General features: G+C 69.9%; 18 protein-coding genes and 1 tRNA gene. 15 read left to right on the forward strand and 4 right to left on the reverse strand.

What is annotated here, in order from left to right:
* Positions 1 to 11 precede the first annotated feature (11 nt).
* Complete coding sequence (locus Hrr1229_RS11065) at positions 12 to 335, forward strand: BolA family transcriptional regulator (protein ID WP_123112845.1); 324 nt, start codon at positions 12 to 14, stop codon at positions 333 to 335.
* 114 nt (positions 336 to 449) lie between these two features.
* The gene (locus tag Hrr1229_RS11070) at positions 450 to 1,859 is read left to right on the forward strand and encodes a class II fumarate hydratase (protein WP_123112844.1); all 1,410 of its coding nucleotides are present in this window, start codon (positions 450 to 452) and stop codon (positions 1,857 to 1,859) included.
* 230 nt (positions 1,860 to 2,089) lie between these two features.
* Here Hrr1229_RS11070 and Hrr1229_RS11075 read toward each other — a convergent pair whose 3' ends face one another.
* Positions 2,090 to 2,302, reverse strand: coding sequence for a hypothetical protein (locus Hrr1229_RS11075; protein ID WP_123112843.1), 213 nt, complete (start codon positions 2,300 to 2,302; stop codon positions 2,090 to 2,092).
* Between the two features lie 264 nt (positions 2,303 to 2,566).
* Here Hrr1229_RS11075 and sucC point away from each other — a divergent pair, with 264 nt between their 5' ends.
* The 8 genes from sucC (at position 2,567) to Hrr1229_RS11115 (ending at position 10,755) form a co-directional block, all read left to right on the forward strand.
* Positions 2,567 to 3,712: an ADP-forming succinate--CoA ligase subunit beta gene (sucC, locus tag Hrr1229_RS11080; protein ID WP_123112842.1), complete on the forward strand. Its 1,146-nt coding sequence runs from the start codon at positions 2,567 to 2,569 to the stop codon at positions 3,710 to 3,712.
* Entirely contained in the window at positions 3,709 to 4,578 is an 870-nt protein-coding gene (gene sucD / locus Hrr1229_RS11085; RefSeq protein WP_123112841.1) for a succinate--CoA ligase subunit alpha, read from the forward strand. The genes sucC and sucD overlap by 4 nt, the downstream gene beginning before the upstream one ends.
* Before the next feature lie 116 nt (positions 4,579 to 4,694).
* Positions 4,695 to 7,385: a GAF domain-containing protein gene (locus Hrr1229_RS11090; protein WP_123112840.1), complete on the forward strand. Its 2,691-nt coding sequence runs from the start codon at positions 4,695 to 4,697 to the stop codon at positions 7,383 to 7,385.
* A 108-nt stretch (positions 7,386 to 7,493) separates the two neighbouring features.
* Positions 7,494 to 7,811 (forward strand): ArsR family transcriptional regulator, encoded by a 318-nt coding sequence (locus tag Hrr1229_RS11095; protein ID WP_123112839.1) that lies wholly within the window; start codon positions 7,494 to 7,496, stop codon positions 7,809 to 7,811.
* Between the two features lie 85 nt (positions 7,812 to 7,896).
* Positions 7,897 to 8,568, forward strand: a complete 672-nt coding sequence (gene deoC / locus Hrr1229_RS11100) for a deoxyribose-phosphate aldolase (protein ID WP_123112838.1) — start codon at positions 7,897 to 7,899, stop codon at positions 8,566 to 8,568.
* A 131-nt stretch (positions 8,569 to 8,699) separates the two neighbouring features.
* Positions 8,700 to 9,107: a DUF2267 domain-containing protein gene (locus Hrr1229_RS11105; RefSeq protein WP_123112837.1), complete on the forward strand. Its 408-nt coding sequence runs from the start codon at positions 8,700 to 8,702 to the stop codon at positions 9,105 to 9,107.
* A gap of 83 nt (positions 9,108 to 9,190) precedes the next feature.
* Positions 9,191 to 9,274 (forward strand) — tRNA-Ser (locus Hrr1229_RS11110).
* Between the two features lie 170 nt (positions 9,275 to 9,444).
* On the forward strand, positions 9,445 to 10,755 hold the full coding sequence (locus tag Hrr1229_RS11115; protein ID WP_123112836.1) for a tRNA (N(6)-L-threonylcarbamoyladenosine(37)-C(2))-methylthiotransferase: 1,311 nt from the start codon (positions 9,445 to 9,447) through the stop codon (positions 10,753 to 10,755).
* A gap of 13 nt (positions 10,756 to 10,768) precedes the next feature.
* Here the strand turns inward: Hrr1229_RS11115 and Hrr1229_RS11120 are convergent, their stop codons facing one another.
* Entirely contained in the window at positions 10,769 to 12,880 is a 2,112-nt protein-coding gene (locus Hrr1229_RS11120; RefSeq protein WP_123112835.1) for a long-chain fatty acid--CoA ligase, read from the reverse strand.
* A 112-nt stretch (positions 12,881 to 12,992) separates the two neighbouring features.
* On the opposite strand from Hrr1229_RS11120, the gene Hrr1229_RS11125 reads away from it, so the two are divergent.
* From Hrr1229_RS11125 to Hrr1229_RS11135, 3 genes are all read left to right on the forward strand, one after another.
* Complete coding sequence (locus Hrr1229_RS11125) at positions 12,993 to 13,706, forward strand: hypothetical protein (protein WP_123112834.1); 714 nt, start codon at positions 12,993 to 12,995, stop codon at positions 13,704 to 13,706.
* Between the two features lie 62 nt (positions 13,707 to 13,768).
* Complete coding sequence (locus Hrr1229_RS11130) at positions 13,769 to 15,688, forward strand: ATP-dependent DNA helicase (RefSeq protein WP_123112833.1); 1,920 nt, start codon at positions 13,769 to 13,771, stop codon at positions 15,686 to 15,688.
* A gap of 279 nt (positions 15,689 to 15,967) precedes the next feature.
* Positions 15,968 to 16,159, forward strand: a complete 192-nt coding sequence (locus Hrr1229_RS11135) for a UPF0175 family protein (protein WP_123112832.1) — start codon at positions 15,968 to 15,970, stop codon at positions 16,157 to 16,159.
* 808 nt (positions 16,160 to 16,967) lie between these two features.
* On the opposite strand, the gene Hrr1229_RS11140 is transcribed toward Hrr1229_RS11135, so the two are convergent.
* Complete coding sequence (locus Hrr1229_RS11140; protein ID WP_123112831.1) at positions 16,968 to 18,074, reverse strand: 60S ribosomal export protein NMD3; 1,107 nt, start codon at positions 18,072 to 18,074, stop codon at positions 16,968 to 16,970.
* 177 nt (positions 18,075 to 18,251) lie between these two features.
* Between Hrr1229_RS11140 and Hrr1229_RS11145 the strand changes: the two genes are divergently transcribed.
* Together Hrr1229_RS11145 and Hrr1229_RS11150 are read left to right on the forward strand one after the other, a co-directional pair.
* Positions 18,252 to 18,605, forward strand: coding sequence for a DNA-binding protein (locus Hrr1229_RS11145; RefSeq protein WP_123112830.1), 354 nt, complete (start codon positions 18,252 to 18,254; stop codon positions 18,603 to 18,605).
* Complete coding sequence (locus Hrr1229_RS11150) at positions 18,606 to 19,199, forward strand: asparagine synthase-related protein (protein WP_123112829.1); 594 nt, start codon at positions 18,606 to 18,608, stop codon at positions 19,197 to 19,199.
* 53 nt (positions 19,200 to 19,252) lie between these two features.
* On the opposite strand, the gene Hrr1229_RS11155 is transcribed toward Hrr1229_RS11150, so the two are convergent.
* Positions 19,253 to 20,221, reverse strand: coding sequence for a sugar kinase (locus Hrr1229_RS11155; RefSeq protein WP_123112828.1), 969 nt, complete (start codon positions 20,219 to 20,221; stop codon positions 19,253 to 19,255).
* Between the last annotated feature and the right edge of the window lie 95 nt (positions 20,222 to 20,316).

The following is a 20,316-nucleotide window of genomic DNA, read 5'->3' on the forward strand; positions in this document are numbered from 1 at the left end:
CGAGTCGGGGTATGACGATCGAACCGGCCGAGATCGAGGACCTCATCGAAGCGGGGATCCCCGACGCCGTCGCGCGCGTGACGAACCCGCGGATCCACGACGACGAGGACGAGGACGCCCACTTCGCGGCGTGGGTCGTCTCGCCCGCCTTCGAGGGGGAGTCGCTGGTCGACCAGCACCAGCGCGTGTACGACGCCGTCGGCGACCACATGACCCGGTCCGTCCACGCCCTGGAGATCAAGACGTACACGCCCGCCGACTACGCCGAACACGGCGACGGGAGCCTCGCGCCCGCCCTCAGAGACGCGGGGCTGTTCCCTGTCGACGAGGCCTGAGACGCCCCTCGCGCCGCGTCCCGCGACTCCGCTAGCGAGGAGCCCGGTTCCCGCGAGGCGGGAACCGCGACCGCTTCCAGTAGCTTTTACCCGGTCTCGCGGGAAGCGTCGCGTATGAGCGAGGAACACCGCACGGAGGAGGACAGCCTCGGCGAGATGCAGGTGCCGGCGGACGCCTACTGGGGCGCGCAGACCCAGCGCGCGGTCGAGAACTTCCCGATCTCTGGCATTCCGATGAGCCGGCGGTTCATCCGCGCGCTCGGCGTCGTGAAGAAGGCGGCCGCGCAGGCGAACCGCGACCTGGGGCTCGTCGACGACGACACCGCGGAGGCGATCGTCGCCGCCGCCGACGAGGTGATCGCCGGCGAGCACGACGACCAGTTCCCCGTCGACGTGTTCCAGACCGGCTCGGGCACCTCCTCGAACATGAACGCAAACGAGGTCATCGCCAACCGCGCCGCCGAGATCGCGGGCGCGGAGATCGGCGACCGCGTCGTCCACCCGAACGACCACGTCAACTACGGCCAGTCGAGCAACGACGTGATCCCGACGGCGATGCACGTCGCCGCGCTGGAGGCGGTCGAGAAGGACCTCGTGCCCGCCCTCGAGACGCTCCACGCCGAGCTGGAGGCGAAGGAGACCGAGTTCGACGGCGTCGTCAAGACCGGCCGGACGCACCTGCAGGACGCGACGCCGATCCGGCTCGGCCAGGAGTTCGGCGGCTACCGGACGCAGGTCGCGAAGGGGATCGAGCGCGCCGAGGACGTCCAGTCGAACCTCCGCGAGCTCGCCCTCGGCGGCACGGCGGTCGGCACCGGGCTCAACACCCACCCCGACTTCCCGGAGCTCGCCGCGGAGTACATCTCCGACGAGACGAACACGACGTTCCGCGAGGCCGACAACCACTTCGAGGCGCAGGCGGCCCACGACGCGATGGCCGAGGCGCACGGCGCGCTCCGAACGATCGCCGGCAGCATGAACAAGATGGCCAACGACCTGCGGCTGCTCGCCTCCGGCCCCCGCAACGGGCTCGGCGAGGTCGAGCAGCCCGAGAACCAGCCCGGCTCCTCGATCATGCCCGGGAAGATCAACCCGGTCGTCGCCGAGTCCGTCAACCAGGTCCACAAGCAGGTCGTCGGCAACGACGCCGCGATCTCGGCCGGGGCCGCCCGCGGCGAGATCGACCTGAATCTTTATAAGCCCGTCATCGCGCACAACTTCCTCGAGTCCGCCGAGCTGCTCTCGAACGCCGCGGCGACGTTCGGCGAGCGCTTCGTCGCGAAGCTGGAGGCCAACGAGGAGCACTGCGAGACTCGCGTCGAGCAGTCGATGGCGCTCGCGACCGCGCTGAACCCCGCGATCGGCTACGACAAGGCGAGCAAGGTCGCGAAGACGGCGTTAAAAGAGGGGAAGAGCGTCCGCGAGGCCGCCGTCGAGGCCGGCTACCTCACCGAAGAGGAGGCCGACGAGGTGCTCGACCCCGAGGCGATGACGCACCGCGTCATCCTCGGCGACGAGGACTGAGCGACGGCGGATCCGGGGAGCCGCTGTCGGCCACTCGGCGTCGAACGGGTGCCGCCGGCGGCGATTCGGCGCCTGCACCCGCGGTCTCGCCGGCTATTTATAAGTAACCGGGGCGGTGGCGCGCTCCGGTGAGCGTCGCATCGCGGCGCGGACAGGGCGGTCCCGAAGTTCCCGCTACCGGTCGGGCGTCGCGCCGGCGACCGGGACGGTAAGGCGTTCGCCCCGCCTCGTCAGTTCGGGTCGCGTATGTCCGGTTCCGACGAGCGGACGGCCGCAACGAGCTTCGTCACGGTCCTGAGCGCGAACAGGCACGCTGCGGCGAGGAAGAACGCGGGGACGGCGACCCTGACGAGGGGCCGCACTCCGAGCAGGTCACCCGCGAGCGCGGCGAGAAGCGCGACTAGTACGAGCCCGAGCAGCCAGTTCTGTGATCTTGTGGTCATACAATAGGGTGATAGTAGAGACGCTCAACGAACGTCCGGCGCTCGACGCCATCCCTCATACGCTCATCCACGGTTACGGGTTCGACCAGTAACTCATCAGATAATAATCCTGTGGTGACTGATCTGACCGATTACGGAGTGACCGACCCGATCGCCGGACCCGCCACCGGTCGCCGCGACCGCCGCCTCCGCCCCGGGCACCGTCCCCGTCGCTCGCTCGGAATCGGCACCATTTAAGCCGCTCTCGGTCCCCCTTCGAGACGGATGAAACTACACGAACATCAGGCGAAGACCATCTTCGCGGACGCCGGGATCCCGGTCCCGGACTCCCGGCTCGCGACGACCGTCGAGGAGGCGCTCGACGCGGTCGACGAGATCGGCTACCCGGCTGCGATCAAGGCGCAGGTCCACGTGGGCGGCCGCGGCAAGGCCGGCGGCATCAAGATCGCGACCGACCGCGACGAGGCCGAGCGGTACGCCGAGGAGATCCTGGGGATGGATCTGAAGGGGTACACCGTCGACTCGGTCCTCGTCGAGGCCGGCGTCGACTTCGTGGACGAGCTGTACGTCGGCGTCACGATGGACCGCGGCGAGGGACAGCCGGTCCTGATGGTGTCGACGGAGGGCGGCGTAAACATCGAGGAGGTCGCCGAGGAGAACCCCGACGCCATCGCGCGCGAGCACGTCGACCCCGCGTTCGGGCTCCACCCGTACCAGGCACGCAAGGTCGTCTACGAGGCCGGCGTCGACGCCGACGTCGCGCTCGACGTCGCCTCGATCCTCTCGACGCTGTACGACCTCTACGAGGAGAACGACGCCTCCGAGATCGAGGTCAACCCGGTCATGATCACGGGCGACCGCGACGTGGTCGCCGCCGACGCCGTGATGAACATCGACGAGGACGCGCTGTTCCGTCAGCCCGAGCTCGCCGAGCTCGCCGAGGAGTCCTACGAGGACGACCTCGAACGGAAGGCCGGCGAGTACGGCTTCGACTACGTCCGCCTCTCGGGTAACGTCGGCATCATCGGCAACGGCGCCGGGCTCGTGATGACGACGCTCGACTTGGTCGACCACTACGGCGGGACGCCCGCCAACTTCCTCGACATCGGTGGCGGCGCGAAGGCCGAGCGCGTCACCAAGGCGCTCGACATGGTCTTCTCCGACCCCAACGTCGACAGCGTCGTCTTCAACATCTTCGGCGGGATCACTCGGGGCGACGAGGTCGCCAAGGGGATCAACGAGGCGCTCGCGGAGTTCGACGAGATCCCGAAGCCGGTCGTCGTCCGGCTCGCCGGGACCAACGCCGAGGAGGGGATGGAGATCTTAAACACCGACCTGATCGAGGTCGAGGAGACGCTGGAGGACGCGGTCCAGCGCGCGGTGAAGAACGCGGAGGAGGTGACCCAATGAGCATTTTCGTCGACGACGACACCAGAGTGGTTGTGCAGGGGATCACCGGCGGGGAGGGGAAGTTCCACGCCGGCCAGATGATCGAGTACGGCACGAACGTCGTCGCCGGCGCGGTCCCCGGCAAGGGCGGCCAGGAGGTCGCCGGCGTTCCCGTCTACGACACCGTGGACGAGGCCGTCGAGGCCGAGAACGCCGACGCCTCCGTCGTCTTCGTCCCGCCGGCGTTCGCGGGCGACGCGATCTTCGAGGCGCTCGACACCGACCTCGACCTGGCGGTCGCGATCACCGAGGGGATCCCGACCCAGGACATGGCGAAGGTGAACAAGCGGCTGAGCGAGACCGACACGCGGCTGCTCGGCCCGAACTGCCCCGGGATCATCACGCCCGGCGAGGCGAAGCTCGGCATCCTGCCCGGCAACATCTTCTCCGACGGCAACGTCGGGCTCGTCTCCCGCTCCGGCACCCTGACGTACCAGGTCGTCGATAACCTCACCGAGCGCGGGCTCGGCCAGTCGACCGCCATCGGGATCGGCGGCGACCCGATCATCGGCACCTCCTTCATCGACGCCCTCGAGGCGTTCGAGGCCGACGGCGACACGGACGCCGTCGTGATGTGCGGCGAGATCGGCGGCGAGGACGAGGAGCAGGCCGCGCGGTTCATCGGCGAGCACATGGACACGCCGGTCGCCGGCTTCATCGCCGGACGGACGGCCCCGCCGGGCAAGCGGATGGGCCACGCGGGCGCCATCGTCTCCGGCTCCGGCACGGGCACCGCCCAGTCGAAGATCGACGCGCTCAACGACGCGGGCGTCCCCGTCGGCGACACCCCCGAGGAGGTCGCCGACCACGTCGAAGACTTCCTCTAAGCGACGACGGGTCGAGCCGACGCCGCTCGCCGCTCGACCCCCGTTTTCCGACGCCCGGTTCTCAGCGTTGACTATCGGAGCGCAAGATAAAATTACCGGCGGCGTGAGAGCCACCCATGGACACCGCTCCCGGGGAGGCCGGTGACGGCGCCGTCGCCGCCGCGTTCAGCGGGTCGGACCCCGCCGGCGGCGGCCCGCGGCGGGTGCTCTTCGTCGACGACGAGCCCGGGGCGGCCGACCTCGCGGCGACGCACGTCGAGCGGCTGGTCGACGGGATCGAGACGGTCACGTTCACCGCCCCCGACGACGCGCTCGCGGCCGTCGAGACGGAGCGCGTCGACTGCGTCGTCAGCGATTTCGACATGCCGGGCAGCGACGGGCTCGAACTGCTCACGGCGGTCCGCGAGGTCGACCCCGGCATGCCCTTCGTGCTGTTCACGGGGAAGGGGTCCGAGGAGATCGCCAGCGAGGCGATCTCCGCCGGCGTGACGGACTACCTCCAGAAGGGCGCCGGTCGGGACCGGTACGAGATGCTCGCGAACAGCGTCGAGAACGCGTTGGACCGCCGACGGGCGGAACGGGACCTCCGGGAGGTGAACGCGAAGGTGACCGCGCTCCACGAGTTCGCGACGGACGTCGCCGCCTGCGACCGCGTCGACGACGTGTTCGAGCGGACCGTCGACGCCGCGGAGGGGATCCTGGAGTTCGACCGGTGCGTCACGGCTCACCGCCGGGGCGATCGGCTCGTCCCCGCGGCGCTCTCGGAGAGCGTCACGGACGACGAGGTCCGGGCGTTCGAGGTCGGCGAGGGGATCGCCGGCACCACGGCCGCCGAGGAGCGGACGATGGTCGTCGACAACGTCACCGTCGACCCGGCCGACCCGGACCAGCTGGAGGACCCGGCGAACTGCGACGCCCCGGGCGCCGGCCGCCGCGACGACGCCGGGCGGGTCAGTGCCGAGGGACGACCGGACGACGGCGGCCGAGCCGACGGCACCGCGGTCGCCGACCCGGTCGCCGACGACATCCGGTCGGCGATCAGCGTTCCGATCGGGTCGTACGGCGTGCTACAGGTCGTCTCGGACGGCTACGCCGCGTTCGACGACGGAGACGTGGAGTTCGCGGAGCTGCTGGCCGCCCACGCCGCCGACGCGATCGAACACATCGAGGCGGAGAACGCGCTCCGGGCCGAGCGCGACCGGCTGACGGCGCTGTTCGACGACCTCCCGCTCCCGGCCGCCAGGACGGTCGCGCTCGGGGGCGGCGAGCGCCGCCTCGACGCCACGAACGAGGCGTTCGAGCGGACGTTCGGCCACTCGGCGGCCGACCACGGCTACTGCGAGATCCGCGACGCGATCATCCCGGAGGGCGCGGACCGACACGACCCCGAGACGGTCCTCGATGGGGACGAGATCCCCCGGCTCGAGGTTCGCCGCCGAACGACCGACGGGCTCCGGGACTTCATCCTGCACGTGATCCCCGTCCGTCGCGGCGACGAGACGGTCGTCTACAGCGTCTACGCCGACATCGGCGAGCAGAAGCGGGTGGAGCGCACCCTGCGGAACCTCCACGAGACGACCCGCGAGATGTTCCGCGGGGAGGACCGCGAGGAGATCGCGGCGCTCGCCGCGCGCGCGGCCATCGACATCCTGGAGTTCCCGAGCAGCGGGGTCCGTCTGTACGACCCCGAGAGCGGGACGCTGCTCCCCACGGCGATCAGCGAGGAGGCGACGGAGGCGCTCGGGGACCGCCCGGCCTTCGGTCCCGACGACGGCCGGATCTGGGAGGCGTTCGAGACCGGAGAGCCGATCGTCGTCGGCGATCTCGACGCCGTCGACACCGCCGTCGGCTACGGCGAGCATCGGAGCCTGCTCGTCGTCCCCCTCGGTGACCACGGCGTGATGCCGCTCGGCTCCCGCGAGCCGGACTTCTTCGACGACACGGCGATCCAGCTGGCGCGGGTGCTGGCGGCGAACGTCACCGTCGCGCTCGACGGCGCCGAGCGCACGGCGCAGCTGCGGAGCCGCGACGCCGCGCTCCAGCGCGAGATCGACCGGCTGGAGAAGTTCGCCGGGCTCGTCTCGCACGACCTCCGGAACCCGCTCAACGTCGCGACCGGCCGGCTCGAACTCGCGCGGGAGCTCGTCGACGACTCGGACGCGCTCGCCGAGCTCGACCGGATCGACGACGCTCACGAGCGGATGGAGGAGCTCATCGACGACCTCCTCACGCTGGCGCGACAGGGCCGGACGGTCGACGAGTCGGAGTCGGTCTCGCTCGCTGAGGCGGCGGCGGCGGCGTGGCGCACCGTCGACACCACCGGTGCGACGCTGGACGCACCCGACGAGGGGGTCGCGGTGGAGGCCGACCCGGAGCGGCTCCGCACGCTGTTGGAGAACCTGTTTATAAACAGCGTGGAACACGGTTCCACTGGCAGCCGGACGAAGTCCGGCGACAGCGAGGGACACAGTCCCTCGGGCAACCGGGCTTCGCCCGGTGACAGCGAGGCGCTACGCGCCTCAGGCAGTCAGGCTTCGCCCGACGATAGCGTCGAGCGCGGCTCGCCCGACACCGACTCTCGTGTCACCGTCACGGTCGGCGCGCTCCCCGACGGGTTCTACGTCGCCGACGACGGCGCGGGGTTCGACGTCGATCCCGAGGAGGCGATCGAGTACGGAACCTCCAGCGATCCGGACGGGACCGGGTTCGGCCTCGCGATCGTCCGCGAGATCGCGACCGCGCACGGCTGGTCGCTCTCAGTCGACGACGACGGCGGGGCACGGTTCGAATTCCGAGCGAGCGAGTAGCGGAGCGCAGCGGCGTCGCTGGTACTGCTTATAAATCACAGGGGAGCTGTGCGGTCTGTGCGCACACCCGGGCCACGGTTATTGACGACTCGCCCGTGTACATAGTGTATGGACGACAGTGCCCGCGAGCTGCTTTCGCCGCTTCCCCCGAGCGCCAAACTGGTCTACTACGTCCTCGACGAGGAGGGCCGGTTCGACCAGACCGGGCTCGCCGAGGAGACCCGCCTTTCGACCCGAACCGTCCGGTTCGCGATCGAGAAGCTGACCGAGGTCGGGCTCGTCGAGGAGGGGCTCTGTCCCCGCGACGCCCGTCGGTCGGTGTACGCGCCGGTCCCCGAGTCGGAACGCCCGACCGAGGCCGAGCCGGACGCCGCCTCGGAGGCCGACACCGAGGCGCCCACGGCGGCCGCGGTCGCCGAGGACTGAACGCGGGACCGCTCTGTTTCCTTCCGGGGCCGTCGGCGCGTTTCGACGGCAGACGTATTTACCGCTCCGGGTTGTAGAACAAGACATGTCATTAGAGAGTACTATCCGAGACGATCCGGAGCGGATCGCGTCGGTCATCGATCACACCAACGTCGACCCGACCGCGAGCGAAGAAGCGATACGGTCCCTCTGTACCGAGGTCCTCGAATACGGGTTCCGGTCGGCCGTCGTCGTTCCGTACCACGCCGAGCTCGCGAGCGAACTGCTCGCCGGCGAGGCGAACGTCGTCGCGGTGATCGGGTTCCCGTACGGGATACAGAACTCGGCGGCCAAGCGGAGCGAGGTCGAAGCGCTCCACGAGCACGTCGACGAGTTCGACATGGTCATGAACAGGACCGCGTTCGCGAACGGCGACCACGACGCCGTCGTCGACGACGTCGAAGCGGTGAAAGACGCGGTCGGCGAGAAGACGCTGAAGTGTATCATCGAATCGCCCGCCCTGACGCCGTCGGAGATACGGCGGGCCGCCGGACTCGTCGAGGAGGGCGGCGCCGACTTCGTCAAGACGGCCGTCGGGTACGACGGGCCGACGGCCACCGAGGAGATAACGGCGATCCGCGAGGCGGTCGGTTCGGACACCGAAATCAAGGCGTCGGGTGGGATCGCCTCCTTCGAGGAGGCGCTCGAGATGGTGGCCGCGGGGGCGACCCGGATCGGCGCCTCCTCGGGGGTCGAGATATACGAGAGCGCGCGGTAGCGCCGCGGCCGCCGGTCCGACGACCCACCGGTCCCTGCCGCGGTCGAACGGCGACGGCGGGCCGGTGGGTCGTTTCCATGCGATGAGAACGTTACGCACTATTGACATCCTCTCGGTGAGAACCCTCACGCATGAACTTCGACGAATTCACCGGCGACGTACAGCACCGGCTCGAGCTTTCCGGGACGGGAGAGACGGTGCGGGCGATCCGGGCGACGCTCATGACGCTCGGGCAGCGGATCCCCGAGGGCAACGCCGAGGACCTCGCCGCCTCGCTGCCCATCGAGATCAAGTGGTACCTGACCGGCGCGGTCCACGAACACGGTCAGCGCTTCGACTGGCAGGAGTTCGTCGAGCGGGTGAGCGAGATCGAGGGAACGGACCCGGCCGACGCGGCCTATCACGCCCGGGTGATCGTGGACGTCGTCCGGTCGCAGGTCCCGGAATCGGACTTCCACCAGCTCAGGGACATGCTCCCCGAAAGCGGAGACGCCGAGAACTGGGGGAGCCTCTTCGAGGTCGTCGACGAGGGGAACTGAAGCGAGCCGGCGCTCGTTTCGTCGCCTCGCGGTTCGCCGGCACCCGTTCGCGGTTCGCCGTCGCTGACCTGACGTGGTCGCTCGGTGGGATGACGGAGTGGACGAACGTGCCTGCTTGGAAAGCAGGTGGCCGGAAGGCCTCGTGGGTTCGAATCCCACTCCCACCGTACGCACGCGGCGCACTCCGCGCCGCGGGCGTCTCGTGCGGGGATTCGAATCAGAGAGCGACCGACAGGGAGCGACCGTGGTTCGAATCCCACTCCCACCGTACGCACGCGGCGCAGTCGACGCCGATCCGTCGTCCTTTTGACCGCGCGTCGGTTACTACGCACACTCGATGGCGACGTACCACATCGAAACCTACGGCTGTAGTTCGAACCGGGGTGAGAGCCGGGAGATAGAGCGCGCGCTTCGCGACGGCGGCCACCGCCCGGCCGACGGACCCGAGGACGCCGACGTCGCCATCCTCAACACCTGCACGGTCGTCGAGAAGACGGAGCGGAACATGCTCCGCCGCGCCGAGGAGCTCCAGGAGACGACCGCCGACCTCGTCGTCACGGGCTGCATGGCGCTCGCGCAGGGCGAGCTGTTCGAGGAGGCCGGTGTCGACGCCGAGATTCTCCACTGGGACGAGGTTCCCACGTACGCGCTCAACGGGGAGTGCCCGACGACCACGCCCGACGCCGAGCCGGTCCTCGACGGCGTCGTGGGCCTCCTCCCCATCGCCCGCGGCTGCATGAGCAACTGCTCGTACTGCATCACGAAGTTCGCGACCGGCCGGGTCGACTCCCCGCCGGTCGAGGAGAACGTCGAGAAGGCCCGTGCGCTGGTCCACGCCGGCGCCAAGGAGATCCGGGTGACCGGGCAGGACACCGGCGTCTACGGCTGGGATACCGGCGACCGGAAGCTCCCGGAGCTGCTCGACCGCATCTGCGACATCGACGGCGAGTTCCGGGTCCGGCTCGGGATGGCGAACCCCGGCGGCATCCACGGGATCCACGAGGAGCTCGCCGACGTGTTCGCGGAGAACGAGGAGCTGTACGACTTCATCCACGCGCCGGTCCAGTCGGGCTCCGACGACGTGCTGGAGGAGATGCGGCGGCAGCACCGCGTCGACAAGTTCCGCGAGGTGGTCGAGACGTTCGACGACCGGCTCGACCACTGGACGCTCTCGACCGACTTCATCGTCGGCTTCCCGACCGAGAGCGACGCCGACCACGAGCTGTCGATGGACCTCCTCGCCGAGGTCCGCCCGGAGAAGATCAACGTCACCCGCTTCTCGAAGCGCCCCGGCACGGACGCCGCCGACATGAAGGGGCTCGGCGGGACGGTCAAGAAGGAGCGCTCGAAGGCGATGTCGGAGCTGAAGATGGAGGTCGTCGGCGAGGCGTACGAGTCGATGGTCGGCGAGCGCTACGAGGTGCTCGTCGTCGAGGAGGGCACCGGCGACTCCGTGAAGTGCCGGGACTCCGCCTACCGCCAGATCATCGTCCAGAACGCGAGCGATCGCGGCGTCGAGGTGGGCGACTTCCTGGAGGTCGAGGTGACCGGTCACAACACGGTGTACGCGTTCGGCGAACCCGTCGACGACGCGCGTTCCGACGCCGCCGGCGTCGACGACGCCGGTCCCGTGCCGGGCGACGACTGACTGGACGCGCCGCCTACTCCTCGTCGTAGATCAGCTCGACCTCGTCGGCGAAGCGGTCGAGGATGTTGCGCCGTTTCTTCTTCATCGTCGGCGTGAGCAGGTCGTTCTCCTCGGTGAACTCCTCCGCTACCAGCTTGAACCGCTTGATCCGCTCGTACGGTTCGAACTCCTCGTTCACGCGGTCGACCTCCGTCTGGATCCGCTCGCGGACCCGCTCGTCCCGGCAGATCCCCTCCCGGTCGCCGGGGAGGTCGATCCCCCGCGTCTCCGCCCACGCCGCGAGCCGCTCGAAGTTCGGGACGATGAGCGCGGAGACGAACTTCTGGGAGTCGCCGAGCACGACGCACTGCTCGACGAACTCGTTGGCGGCGAACCGGTCTTCGATCGGTCCCGGCGCGACGTTCTTGCCGGTCGAGAGCACGAGCAGCTGCTTGGCGCGCTCGCGGAAGGCGATGTACCCGTCCGGCCGGAGCTGCACGATGTCGCCGGTGTGGAACCAGGGCTCGTCGGGGTCGCCGTCGCGGTCCTCGGGTGGCGTGCCCGCCGTGACGGCGTCCGACGGGAGTCTGCCGGCCTCGGTGAACGCGTCGGCGGTCGCGTCCGGCCGGTTCCAGTAGCCGTCGGTCACCTGCGGGCCGCGGACGAGCAGCTCGCCCACGTCGCCGGCGAGGTCTGCGACCTCTTCGCCGACGACCGTGTCGTCGATCGCGATCTCGGTGTCGACGACCGGCGGGCCGATGGTGCCGACCTTCGGCGCCTCCGGGGGGTTGACGCTGATGACGGGCGAGGTCTCCGTGAGCCCGTACCCCTCCAAGATCGGGAGGTCCATCCCGTGGTATAACGCGCACAGCTCGGCCGACAGCGACCCGCCGCCCGAGATGAAGAAGTCGACGTTGCCGCCGATCGCGTCCCGGACCGACGAGAACACCAGTCGGTCGGCGACCGCGCGCTTCGCGTCGAGCAGGGGGCCCGGGCTGTCGGCCTCGTGGTGGGCGCGCCCGACGTCGACCGCCCACTCGAATATCCGCTCTTTCACCGGCGACTCGCTCGCCTGCTCGCGGATCGCGTCGTACAGCTTCTCGTAGACGCGCGGGACGCTGGTGGTCGTCGTCGGCCGCACGAGCCCGAAGTCCTCGCGGAGGGTGTCGGGGCTCTCGGCGTACCCGACCGTCGCGCCCGCCGCGAACATCATGTAGTGGCCGGCCATGCGCTCGAAGACGTGCGCGAGGGGGAGGAACGAGAGCGTCGTCGACTCGGCCGCGATCCCCGGCACGTCCGGGTCGCGGTCCGGGCGGTCGGCGAAGCGGCGGTAACACTGCGAGACGTTGTCCCGGAAGTTCGCGTGGGTGAGCCGGACGCCCTTCGGCTTCCCCGTCGTCCCGGAGGTGTAGATGAGGCTGGCGAGGTCGTCGACGTCGACCGCGTCGATCCACCCCTCGTAGGCCTCCGCGTCGAAGGCCTCGGCGCCCAGCTCGTGGACGGCGCCGAGGGTGTACACGTCGTCGGCCCCGAGGGCGGTGTCGTCGCCGTCGCCGCCCGACGCGTCCCCGTCGCCGCCCGACGCGTCGCCGCTGCCGTCGCTACCGTCGCCGAAGTCGAGCTCGTCCGCGTCCACGTCGTCGAACGAGACGACCGCGTCGAGGTCGTGCGAGAGGTCGCCGGCGACGGCGAGCACCTCGTCGAGGAGGTCGCGGTTCTCGACGACGACGACGGTCGCGCCGGGGTCCTCCAGCAGGTACCGGACTTGGCTCGGCGACGAGGAGGCGTAGACGGTCGTCACCACCGCGCCCGCGGCCAACACCGCGAAGTCGGTTTGGGCCCACTCCATCCGGGTCTGCGCGTACAGCGCCACGCGGGTGTCGCCGTCGACGCCGAGCTCGCGGAACCCCGCCGCGAGCCGGCGGACGATACCGCGCATCTCGTCGTAGGTGACGTCGGCGTACTCGCCGTCGGCCGCGGGCGGGACGACGCCTTCGGAGACCAGCGAGCGGTCGTAGACCCCGCCCTTGTACCGCTGAGCGGTCCGGTCGGCGTTGCGCTCGGCCGACCGCTCGAAGGTGCGCGGGAGCGTCTCCCGGGCGACGACGTCGTCCGCGAACTCCCGTTCCGCCTCCTGCCAGTGCATACCCTCCCCCACCCGTCCGAACAGTATAAACGATCGGGTAGTTTCGAGTTCATTCGGTCGCGGGGCGAATTCTTGGCAATAATTTATTATATATTGACACGTACGGAGTCGCATGGCGACCGAGAGGCAGCGGGTGTCCTGGTACGATTCGCGCGTCGGCCGGATCTTTTACTGGGGACTGATCCTCGCGACGTTGACTGCGGTCGTCCTCTCGTCGACGGGAGCCCTCGGTACCGAACTGCGGATCCCGCCGGGGGTGTACCTGTTCGGGTTCCTCGGGGCGACCGTGTACGCGTTCACCACCTTCGCCCGCCGGTTCGACCGGAAGGGGCGGTACCGGCTCAAGGTCCTCAGTCGGACGCTCGCCGCGCTTCCGCTCGTCGCGGGCGTGTACCTGTTGGGGTTCGCGTTCACCGGAACCGACGGGGGGGCCGGAGAGTTCACCGGCCCCCGATACGTGGCGGGGCTCGCGTTCCTGGCCGGCCTCTACGTGAGCACGACGCTGCAGTCCCTCGAAGTGCTCGCGAACCGGTTCCTCGGGTTCGACCAGCCGCAGACGGGAGGGCCGGCCGAGAGCGACGAGGAACCGGGCGAGGCCGCCGACCTGGGCGAGGAGATCGCTGGAGAACGCCCGGACGACGAGGAAACGGGGAGTAGCGGGAGTGCGGACGACGAAGGGGAGACCGCTGACGCCGGTGACGGAGGAGACGAGGACGAGACCGCCGACGATGGGGCCGACGATGACGAGACCGCCGACGACGGTGGAGACGAAGAGGAGACGACCGACGAGGAGACAGCGAGAGACGAAGACGAGTCGGCCGGTTGATCGAGGCCGACGGATCGACCGCGAGGCGAGGGTTTAATCCCGGGAGGGGGCGAGGGACCCCTGTGGACCCCGACCGGATCCCTGCCGAGTTTCCCGCCCCGAGCTTCCGCGGCGCGCAGGAGCGAGCGCTCGCGGATATCCGCGACGCGTTCGCCGCCGGCAACGAGGTCGTCCTCGTGCGCGCGCCGACCGGCAGCGGGAAGTCGCTGCTCGCGCGGGCCGTGATGGGCGCGGCCGCGACGGTCGACGAGACGGCGCCGAGCGAGGCGACGGGCGCCTACTACACGACGCCGCAGGTGTCGCAGATCGACGACGTCGAGGCCGACGACCTGCTCGACGACCTGGCGGTAATTCGGGGAAAATCGAACTACGACTGCATCCTCCCCGGCGAGCACGACACGCCGGTCAACCGCGCGCCCTGCGTCCGCCAGCAGGGGTTCGACTGCTCCGTGAAACACCGCTGTCCGTACTTCTCCGACCGCGCGATCGCCTCCGGGAACCGCCACGCCGCATTAACGTTAGCGTACTTCATGCGAACCGCGGGCTCCGAGGTGTTCCGGAAGCGAGACGTCGTCGTGATCGACGAGGCGCACGGGCTCGCCGAGTGGGCGGAGATGTACGCGACGATCGAGCTCTCGCCCGACCGCGTCCCCGTCTGGGACGAGGTGAGCGTCCCCGACGTCGAGGCCGACGCCGGCCCGGAGGAGGACGCGCTCGACCGCACCGCCCGGTTCGTCGGCTCGCTCCGCGACGTCGCGAAGCGGGCGAAAGACGAGCTGACGGGGCGGCCCGAGCTCGACCGCGAGGAAGTCGCGCGCCGCGACCGCCTCCAGGAGCTGATAAGCGAGCTCGGCTGGTTCTTAGAGGACTACCGCGACCTCGACTCGCCCACGACGTGGGTCGTCGACCAGTCCGGCGGTGAGGGGTCGCCGCTCGCGATCAAGCCGCTGGACCCGGCCCGCTACCTCCGGCACACGGTGTGGGACCGCGGGAACCGGTTCGCGCTGCTCTCCGCCACCATCCTCTCGAAGGAGGCGTTCTGCCGCGGGATCGGGCTCGACCCCGCCGACGTCGCCCTCGTCGACGTCCCCCACACGTTCCCGCTGGAGCACCGCCCGCTGTACGACGTGACGCGGGGGTCGATGACCTACGAGCACCGCGACGAGACGATACCGAAGATCGCCCGCCTGATTGTGCGGCTCATGGCCCGACACCCGGACGAGAAGGGGCTGATCCACGCGCACTCGTACGACATCGCCGGGCGGATCACGGAGCTGCTGGGCGAGTTCGGCGTCGCCGCGCGGGTCCGGCGTCACGGCCGCGAGAACCGGGACGCCGAGCTGTCGGCGTGGAAGGCGAGCGATGACCCGGAGGTGTTCGTCTCCGTGAAGATGGAGGAGGCGCTGGACCTGAAAGGCGACCGCTGCCGCTGGCAGGTGGTGTGTAAGGCGCCGTACCGCAACACGAACGACTCCCGCGTCGCCCGCCGGCTCGCGGACGACCAGTGGGCGTGGTACCACCGGACGGCGCTCCGGACCGTCATCCAGGCGTGCGGTCGCGTCGTCCGCGCCCCGGACGATCACGGCGCGACGTACCTCGCGGACGACTCCCTGCTGGACCTCTTTGACCGCGCGCGCGCCGACACACCGCCGTGGTTTCGGGACCAGATCGACGCGATGACGACGCCCGATCTGCCCGACTTCGACCCCGCCGCCGCGCTCGCCGGGATCGACGCCGACCCCTCCGGTCCCGCCCGAGCCGGACGGAAGCGGACGGGCGGTGGCGGCGCGTCCGCTCGCGGCGGCTCCGACGCGGAAGGGTCCGGGGGCGCCGCGACCGGCGGAATCGACGCGGTCGACGCCGACGAATCGGCGGACGGAACCGGACGCGGCGGCGACGCCGGAGGGACCCGGACCCGGTCGGAGGCCGACGCCGATCGGCGCGAGAACCACCCGCTCTCCGACGTCTGGGGCGACGGCTGAACGGACGCGCTACGCCGTGCGGCGTGCGATACGCCCTACAGCAGCGAAATGCCCCAGGCGGCCATGGAGCTCACCATGAGGAACGCGAAAAACAGCGCGAAGATCTGTTGTCTGTTCATACCTCCTCTGCGCCGTAGAGCGGCATAATTCCTGCGGGCCGTCCTCGGTAGTGGTTATACGCCGCCGATCTGATCGTCCGTCAATATATATCGTATAAGGTGTATCATGGACCTCAATCAATTAGTAACCTTCATAAACCTTCACGGGCCTACTGTGAGTATGGCAACGAAGGGCCTCACGAGTGCGCTGACGCTGTACGGAGCGCGAACGCTGACACTCTCTCAGGCGGCCGCACAGGCGGGCCTCAGCGAGGCCGAGTTCGTCGAGCAGCTGGAGCGCCGCGGCATCGACGTGACCGACTCCGAGCGCGCCGCCGCGCTCGGAAACGAGTCGACCGCCCGCGCCGACTGATCTCGACGCGCAGGTCTGCAGGTCTTGATCGGTCGTCGTACGCGTCCGGTTCTCTAGGGATATTCTCGCTCGACACGCCCGGTCGCTAACCGGTGCTGTCCGATCGATAGCGGGAGTGAGTGTCGTAGATCGGTTCGGGCGTTGTTTATAAGTAAACGAGAGGTGTTGCAATCGGCTGTTTATAAACAACGACGACGCTGCGGTGAACACCGCCAAAGCTCCAGCCGCTCGTTGATACGTCGTTGCTGACGAGACGACGGTGAAGCCCTCCAAAGCCCCAGCCGCGAGGACGGCGCACGCTCGCTGCGCTCCTCAGTCGCTCGTTTCACTCGCTCCCTGCGGTGCTTACCTCGCCTGCGCCGTCCTCGCGGCTGCCCCTTTGAGTCCCACCCGACCATCGGAAGACGGTCCTGCTCGCTCACTGCGTTCGCTGCGCGGACTGCGACTTCCGTGCTCCCGCTCGTTCCACTCGCGGGACCGCAACCGCATCGCACCTCACGCCTCCCCAGCCTCGTCGCTCGCTCGGGGCTCCCTTCGGTCGCCCACTACGCTCGCGACTCCCTCGCGCGTGCACCTCGCGCCCGCCGAGGGCGGACGCTCGGAGGCACGCGCCACCGCAGAGCCGTTTATAAGCAATTAGCGCCGTTACTCGTCACTATTTAACTATCTCATCGTTGCCAACGATCTGCAACACCTACTCCCGCTATCGAACGCTGCTGTTCCCGTCATCTCTCCTCGGGGCTAGGCGTCTCACATCCTGCGGATTCTACCGGCGCCGATTTTTAGATAGGTGCGTGACGCCCGCGACCTACTCCTCGGGGACGAGGTGGATGTCGCCCCCGTGCTCGAACGCCAGCACGCTGTCGGCGTCGCCGTCGACGAAATCGGGGTTCGGGACCGTCTTCGCCTCGTAGGTGACGGGGTCGAGCACCTGGATCGCGTTCTCGTCTTCCACCGTCACCACCGTCGTCTCCGTCGCGTCGTCCCGGGTGCCGAGGCGGGTCGCGTCCGGCGCCTCCGCGTCCTCGAAGTCGGAGGTGTACGCCCCGCCCGTCGCGAGCCGCACGCCCTGCAGGCGCCCGGAGACGCCCGTGACGAGCACGGGGCCGTCGCCGTCCTCGGGGTCGATGATCTCGCCCTCGGCGTACCGAGGGAGCCGGACCGCGAACGTCACGCGGTACACCTCGTTGCCGTCGCCGTCCTCGGTGACGAGCGTGGGGTACGACTCGAAGCTCCCGCCGAGCGCGTCGGTGATCCGGGTCGCGACGTTCTGCGCGAGGCGGTTCGAGGAGAGCTTCACGTCCGGGCCGTCGTCGGTCTCTTTCACCTCCGTGATGAACGCCTCGCGGTCGCCGTCGGCCTCCTGGGCCGCGACGTACGACTCGGCGATCTCGAGCGCCTCGGAGCGCTCCGCGGGCGTCAGGTCGCGCTCGTCCGCGCGCACCTGCACCGTGCCGGCGTAGTAGCCGCCGGCGATCCGCCCGCAGCGGTCGCAGGTCCCCCGCGATATCTTCACCGGGACCGTGACCTCCGCGGAGCGGAGCGTCCCCCGGACTACGCCCGAGAAGCGGCAGTGCATCCGGACGTTGTTCTCGTCGACCTGCTCCGGCTCGACGCCCCACTCGACGTCGGTGGCGTCGACGTGGACCCCGAGCGCCTCCGCGACCTCGTCGACGGCGACGTCGGTGTAATCGCGCGCGCCGACGTCGCGCCACGACTCGCCGCGTCGGACCGCGCCGCAACCCGAACAGACCAGCACCTCGATCCGGTCGGGCGCGTCGACGAGATCGAAGTCCTCGAAGTAGCAGTCGTCACACAACAGCGCGTCCCGTCCGCGCGGCTCGCCGGGGAGCGGCTCGCGCCGCTCCGGGACCGGATCGCCGCACCGCGGACAGAACTCCCGCGACTCGCTCATTACCGGCGGCTACGCCGAGGAGGCGTTTAAGCGACGCGGACCGTCGGTATCGCCGCGGCGATCGCGGTCGGCCGACCCTGAGGCCGGTTCGGCGATCTCGACCCGACCGTCGGTCGCGCCGCGATCGCCCCCGCTCCCTCCGAAATCGTTTTTCGCGCGGACCGTGAAGGCCCTCGTATGAGCGAGAACCCCGACGACGAACGGCTGGAGGAACTGCGAGAGAAGAAGATGGAGGAGCTCCGCGAGCGCCAGCAGGGCGGCGGCGGCGACGCCGAGGCCCAGCGGGAGGCCCAGGAGCGCGCCGACGCCCAGCAGGAGGCCGTGCTCAAGCAGTACCTCACGGACGGCGCGCGCCAGCGGCTCAACGCGGTCGAGATGTCGAAGCCGGAGTTCGGCGAGAAGGTGAAACAGCAGGTCGCGGCGCTCGCGCAGAGCGGCCGGATCCAGGGACAGATCGACGAGGACCAGATGCGCGACCTCCTGAAAGAGCTCCAGCCCGACCAGCAGAGCTTCGACATTCGGCGGCGATAGATGGAGCTCGCGCTCCTGTACAGCGGGGGGAAGGACTCCTCGCTCGCCGCCCACCTGCTCGACCGCTTCTACGACGTCCGCTGCGTCACCGGGAGCTTCGGACTCACCGACGACTGGGAGCACGCCGAGCGGGCGGCCGCGGAGCTGGGGTTCCCGTTCGAGCGCGTCGAGCTGGACCGCGAGGTGGCCGAGGAGGCCGCCGCGACCATGCTCGAGGACGGCTACCCTCGCAACGGGATCCAGCGCGTCCACGAGCACGCGCTGGAGGCGATCGCGAGCCGCGACGTCGACGCGGTCGCGGACGGCACCCGCCGGGACGACCGGGTCCCGACGGTCTCGCGAGCGCAGGCGCAGAGCTTAGAGGACCGCCACGGCGTCGACTACATCTCCCCGCTGTCGGGGTTCGGCCGCCACGCCGTCGACCGCCTCGTCGAGGAGACGTTCGACGTCCAGCAGGGGCCGAGCGAGGAGGTGCCGAAGGCCGACTACGAGGACGAACTCCGGACCCTCATCGCGGAGGAGCACGGCGAGGCGACCGTCGACGAGGTGTTCCCGGACCACGACCAGACGTACGTTCACGGCCGGAACGACTAGGGCGGCGTCCCGGACGCGTTACTTTTTGAACGGTTGACCGCCCGAGCGCCGCCTCAGCGACGGTCGGCGAGGAACGACTCCACGTCCGCCTTCGCGGGGAGCGCCGTCATCCCGCCCTCCTCTCGAACCGACATCGAAGCCGTCGCGTTGGCGAACGCGACCGCCTCGTCGAGGTCGGTGTCGGCCTCACCCTCGGCCAACCGAGCGATCAGCCCCGCGGTGAACGCGTCGCCGGCGCCGGTCGCGTCCACGGCCTCGACCGCGAAGCCGGCGTGGCGGGCGGTCCGTTCGCCCCACGGCGCCGCCGCCGCGCTCGTGACGACCGCGCCCGCCTCTCCGAGCGTGACGACGGCGGTGTGCGGGCCGAGCGCCAGCAGGTCGCGGCCGAGCGCTTCGCCCTCCTTCGAGGAGAGCCCCGTCGCCGCCACGTCCTCGTCGCTGGCGAAGACCACGTCGCTGTCGGCGACGATCTCTCGGACCGCGTCGACGACGGCCTCGCGCTCGCCGTCCGGCACGAGGTCCTCGCGGTAGTTGACGTCGAACGACACCGTACAGCCGTGCGCGGCGGCGGTCGCGGCCAGTTCGCGCATCGCCGCCCGCCCGTCCGGGTGCGTCAGGGCGACACCGCCGAGGTGAACCCACGAGGCCGACGCCAGCGCGTCCTCCGGGACCGACTCGGGCTCGAAGCCGAACGCGACGTCCCGGGAGCCGTAGAACCGGAACCGCCTCCCGTCGACGCCGGGCGGCGAGACGACCGCGAGGGTGGTGTTGCCGTCGACCCGTTCGACGGCCACCGTCGGCACGCCCTCCTCGACGAGCGTCTCGCGCAGGAAGTCGCCGAAGGGGTCGCCGCCGAGCCGGGTCCAGAACGCCGGCGTCGCGCCGAGCCGGGAGAGCCCGACCGCGACGTTGGCCGGTGCGCCGCCCGGCCGGTGTGAGAAGCCGTCGACGTCGCGGAGCGTCTCCCCAGGCCCGGGGAGCAGGTCGATCAGCGTTTCGCCGGCCACGAGGATCTCCGCCATGCGAGAGAGGGGGCCGCCGGGCGACATGAAAGTGTGCGATTCGCCCGCGCTTCTCCCGTGCTCGTCCCTCGCTCGCCCTCGTTCACCCCTCGCCC

Origin of the sequence: Halorubrum sp. CBA1229 (assembly GCF_003721435.2) — an archaeon.
Classification (GTDB): Archaea; Halobacteriota; Halobacteria; order Halobacteriales; family Haloferacaceae; genus Halorubrum.